Genomic DNA, 4065 nt, shown 5'->3' on the forward strand with positions numbered 1-4065 from the left:
TGCTCGGCACCGGCCTGCGGCTGTTCGACGCGGACCTCGATCTCGGCGACAAGGAGGCCATCGAGCTGACGCCGACCCGGGTCATCCCCACCCCGACGGTGGTCTGCAACCAGATCACGAAGCTCTGCCATCCGCCGGTGACCAGCGCCAGGCCGATCAGGATGAGCAGGGCGCCGCCGACCCGGGTGACCCAGCGGCTGTTGCGCCGGATGGCGCGGAAGACCCCGAGCAGGCGCTGGAAGCCCAGCCCGAAGACGACGAACGGTATCCCCAACCCGAGGCAGTACGCCACGGCGAGCACCACGGCGCGGTCGCTCTGACCGCTGCTGGCGGCCATGCCCATCACCGCGCCGAGGGTCGGACCGGTGCACGGCACCCAACTGAGCGCGAAGACCGCGCCGAACACGGGTGCGCCGAGCAGGCCGGCCGACGGCAGCCGGGAGATCCGGAACTCACGTTGCAGGGCGGGAATCATGCCGAGGTAGCCCAGGCCGAGCACGATGATCAGCGCGCCGATGCCGATCTGCAGTTCGCGCTTGTAGTCGAAGAAGACCCGACCGATGCCGGCGAACAGGATCGCGGTGGCGACGAAGACGACAGTGAAGCCGGCGATGAAGAGCAGGGTGCCGGCGAGCACCCGCCCCTTGACCGCCGCCGACGGTGCCGTCCGCTCCCGGACCGCGACACCCCCGCCGGTGGTCTCGGCGGGCGCGGGGGCCGTCGCCGGGCGGCGGCCCTCCAGGTCTGCGCCGGCCAGACCGGTGACGTACGACAGGTAGCCGGGGACCAGCGGGAGCACGCACGGGGAGAGGAAGCTGACCAGGCCGGCGAGCGCCGCCGCGCCGATGGCGAGCACCAGCGGCCCGCTCTGGGCCAACTCCTTGAAGGTCTCACCCATCAGTTCGGCGCCGGCTTCTCGGCCGCGACCCGCTCGACGATCGGTTGCAGGCCCTCCTGCTTGACGGCGGCGCGGATCACCACCGCGACCCTGCCCTCCCGGTCGAGCACCACGGTCGCCGGGACTGTGTTCGGCGGGATGTCCAGGTCGAGCGCCAGACGGCTGGACGGGTCGAACAGGCTCGGATAGGTGACCCGGCCCTCCTCGAACGCCTTGGCCTTGTCCCGCTGGTCCTGCACGTTGATGCCGAGGAAGCCCACCCCGGAGCCCTTGGTGGCCTGGTAGGTGGCTTCCAGGTCGTCGGCCTCGGCGCGGCACGGCGCGCACCAGGAGCCCCAGAAGTTGACCACCACGACCTGCCCGCGGGCCGCACTCACGTCGTAGGTGCCGCCGGTGAGCAGCTCACCGGCGAGCTTCGGAGGGGCCGAACGCTGGTCCGGTGCGCACTCGATGATGCCGTCGGAGGTGGTCGAGCAGGTCTTCTCCTGCCCCTTCGACGACGTGCAGCCGACCAGCGCCACCGTGGTGACGGCGGCGAGCAGACCGGCGGTCCACCTCCGGGCGGTCATCAGGCCCCCTTGGCCGTCCGGGCTGTCGCGGAGAGGGCGATGAGGTGCGCGGCCGGCTCGCTGTAGCCGATGCCCACCACCTTCGCGCCGTCGAAGTGGAACGAGGTGAGGCTCGCCAGCCCGCACTGCCGCTTGCGCGGGTCGTGCCAGAGCCGCTTGCGCTCGACGTAGCGGCGCAGCGTCCAGATCGGGAGCTGGTGGGACACCAGCACCGCCTCGCGGCCCTCGGCGGCAACGCGGGCGGCGTGCACGGCGGCGAACATCCGCTCGGCGATCACCCGGTACGCCTCACCCCAGGACGGCGTCACCGGGTCGCGTAGCACCCACCAGTTGCGCGGGTCGCGGAACGACCCGTCACCCGGGGAGACCTTCTTGCCCTCGAACCAGTTGGCGCTCTCGATCAGCCGCTCGTCCACCCCGACCGGCAGCCCGAACTGGGCGGCGATCGGCTCGGCGGTCTGCTGGGCGCGCTCCAGCGGACTGGCCACCACGTGCACGACCTCCCGATCGGCCAGCCCCTGCGCGGCCGCCTTGGCCATCTGCACGCCCAGCTCGGACAGGCGGAAACCGGGCAGCCGCCCGTACAGGATCTGGTCGGGATTGTGCACCTCACCGTGCCGGAGCACGTGGACCACCGTCTTGCTCACCGTTTACGACCCCCCGTGACCAGCCGCCGCCGCCGCGTTCGCCGCCGTCGGCAGCGCTGCGGCGATGTGCTCCAGAGCGGCGTCGTCGAGCGCCGCCGACACGAACCACGACTCGAACGCGCTCGGCGGCAGGTAGACGCCGGCGGCGAGCATCGCGTGGAAGAACGCCTTGAACGCCGGCACCTGCTGGGTGCGGGCACTGTCGTAGTCGACGACATCGGCATCGGTGAAGAAGATCGAGAACATGCTGCCCGCGTACGACAAACGGTGCGGGACCCCGGCGGCGGCCAGCGCGTCGGACGCGAGCTTGCCCACGACGGCGGCCGTGTCGTCGAGCTTGCGATACAGCGCGTCGTCGGCCAGCCGCAGCGTGGCCAGGCCTGCGGCGCAGGCCAGCGGGTTACCGGAGAGCGTGCCGGCCTGGTAGACCGGGCCGGCCGGCGCGAGACGCGCCATGATGTCCGCGCGCCCGCCGAAGGCCGCCGCGGGCAGCCCACCACCCATGACCTTGCCGTACGTCCACAGGTCGGCGTCGGAGGCGTCGAGGCCGTGCCACCCGGCGCGGGAGACCCGGAACCCGGTCATCACCTCGTCGACCACGAGCAGCGCCCCGTGTGCGTGCGCGATCCGGGCGAGCTGCTGATTGAAGCCGTCGCGGGGGGCCACCACGCCCATGTTGCCGGCGGCGGCCTCGGTGATCACCGCGGCGATGTGCGGGCCCTCGGCGGCGAACGCCTCCTCGACGGCCCGGATGTCGTTGTACGGCAGGACGATCGTCTCGCTGGCCGCCGCGCCGGTGACGCCGGGCGAGTCGGGCAGGCCGAGCGTCGCCACGCCGGAGCCGGCGGAGGCGAGCAGCGCGTCGACATGGCCGTGGTAGCAACCGGCGAACTTGACGATCTTGGAACGGCCGGTGAAGCCGCGAGCCAGCCGGATCGCCGACATGGTGGCCTCGGTGCCGGAGTTGACCAGGCGTACCTGCTCCACCGGCGTCCGGTCGACGATCTCGGCGGCCAACTCCACCTCACCCGGGGTGGGCGTGCCGAAGCTGGTGCCCCGGGCGGCGGCGGCCTGCACGGCCTCCACCACCTCCGGGTGGGCGTGCCCGAGGATCAGCGGACCCCAGGAGCAGACCAGGTCGACGTAGCGGCGACCGTCGGCGTCGTACAGCCACGGGCCCTCGCCACGGACCATGAAACGCGGGGTGCCGCCGACCGCCTGGAAGGCGCGCACGGGGGAGTTCACCCCGCCCGGCACGATGGCGCGGGCGCGGTCGAACAGGGCCTCGGAAGCCGGCGCGTCGGCCGGGTAACGGCCAGATCCGGCGGAAACGATGTCGGTCACGATGCCGCCATTGTGTCAGCGACGGACGGTCAACCAGCAGCCACCCCGGGCGGGGGTTACCAGGCTCACCCGCTGCCGGCACCCGTCACCAGCCCCGACACGGGCCGGGTCAGCGGCTCTCGGCCTCAACAGGCCGGGTCGGCTGGATCGCGCTAGGCTGACCGGGTGGATCGTGCCGAACTGTCCATCACGCTACACCGGACGGGCGACGAAGCAGTGCTGCGCCTGGCCGGTGAGATCGACATGCTCACGGCCGCCCAGCTCAGCACCGTCGTCAACGAGGTGCTGGCCGACCCGCCCCCGCGGATCGTGCTCGACCTCGGCGGCGTCACCTTCTGCGACTCGCAGGGCCTGGGCACGCTCGTGGTGCTCAGCCGCAAGGCCAGTCACGCGCAGAGCCTGCTGATGCTCACCCACGTCGGCGAGTTCCTGATTCGCGTCCTGGACATCACCGGCCTGCGCAGCGCCCTGATGATCCGCAACGACCAACCCACCGGCTGACCCCCACCCCACCCCCGGCCTGGGTCCCGGCTGCCTCCAGCGTTGATCATGAAGTTATTGCCAATCTCCGTCCCATTTGTCGGCAATAACTTCATGATCAACGCGG

General features: G+C 71.7%; 4 protein-coding genes and 1 pseudogene. 1 reads left to right on the top strand and 4 read right to left on the bottom strand.

Annotated elements, in window-relative coordinates; all coding sequences use genetic code 11:
- Nucleotides 1–97: 97 nt before the first annotated feature.
- From AB0J68_RS28430 to hemL, 4 genes and pseudogenes are all read right to left on the bottom strand, one after another.
- Nucleotides 98–898: pseudogene (locus AB0J68_RS28430) on the bottom strand (cytochrome c biogenesis protein CcdA); the annotation flags it as partial.
- The gene (locus AB0J68_RS28435) at nucleotides 898–1467 is read right to left on the bottom strand and encodes a TlpA disulfide reductase family protein (protein WP_354853769.1); all 570 of its coding nucleotides are present in this window, start codon (nucleotides 1465–1467) and stop codon (nucleotides 898–900) included. The pseudogene AB0J68_RS28430 and the gene AB0J68_RS28435, both read right to left, overlap by 1 nt.
- On the bottom strand, nucleotides 1467–2114 hold the full coding sequence (locus tag AB0J68_RS28440; protein ID WP_355064747.1) for a histidine phosphatase family protein: 648 nt from the start codon (nucleotides 2112–2114) through the stop codon (nucleotides 1467–1469). Before AB0J68_RS28440 ends, AB0J68_RS28435 begins: the two co-directional genes overlap by 1 nt.
- Nucleotides 2115–2117: 3 nt before the next feature.
- Nucleotides 2118–3458, bottom strand: a complete 1341-nt coding sequence (gene hemL / locus AB0J68_RS28445; RefSeq protein WP_354853764.1) for a glutamate-1-semialdehyde 2,1-aminomutase — start codon at nucleotides 3456–3458, stop codon at nucleotides 2118–2120.
- A 165-nt stretch (nucleotides 3459–3623) separates the two neighbouring features.
- On the opposite strand from hemL, the gene AB0J68_RS28450 reads away from it, so the two are divergent.
- Nucleotides 3624–3959, top strand: a complete 336-nt coding sequence (locus AB0J68_RS28450) for an STAS domain-containing protein (protein WP_272614785.1) — start codon at nucleotides 3624–3626, stop codon at nucleotides 3957–3959.
- Nucleotides 3960–4065 lie beyond the last annotated feature (106 nt).

Origin of the sequence: Micromonospora sp. NPDC049580, assembly GCF_040675595.1 — a bacterium.
Taxonomy (GTDB): domain Bacteria; phylum Actinomycetota; class Actinomycetes; order Mycobacteriales; family Micromonosporaceae; genus Micromonospora.

Coding starts and splice junctions, on each gene's coding strand:
- AB0J68_RS28435 (WP_354853769.1), bottom strand. CDS start 1,467: ATGACCGCCCGGAGGTGGACCGCCGGTCTGCTCGCCGCCGTCACCACG.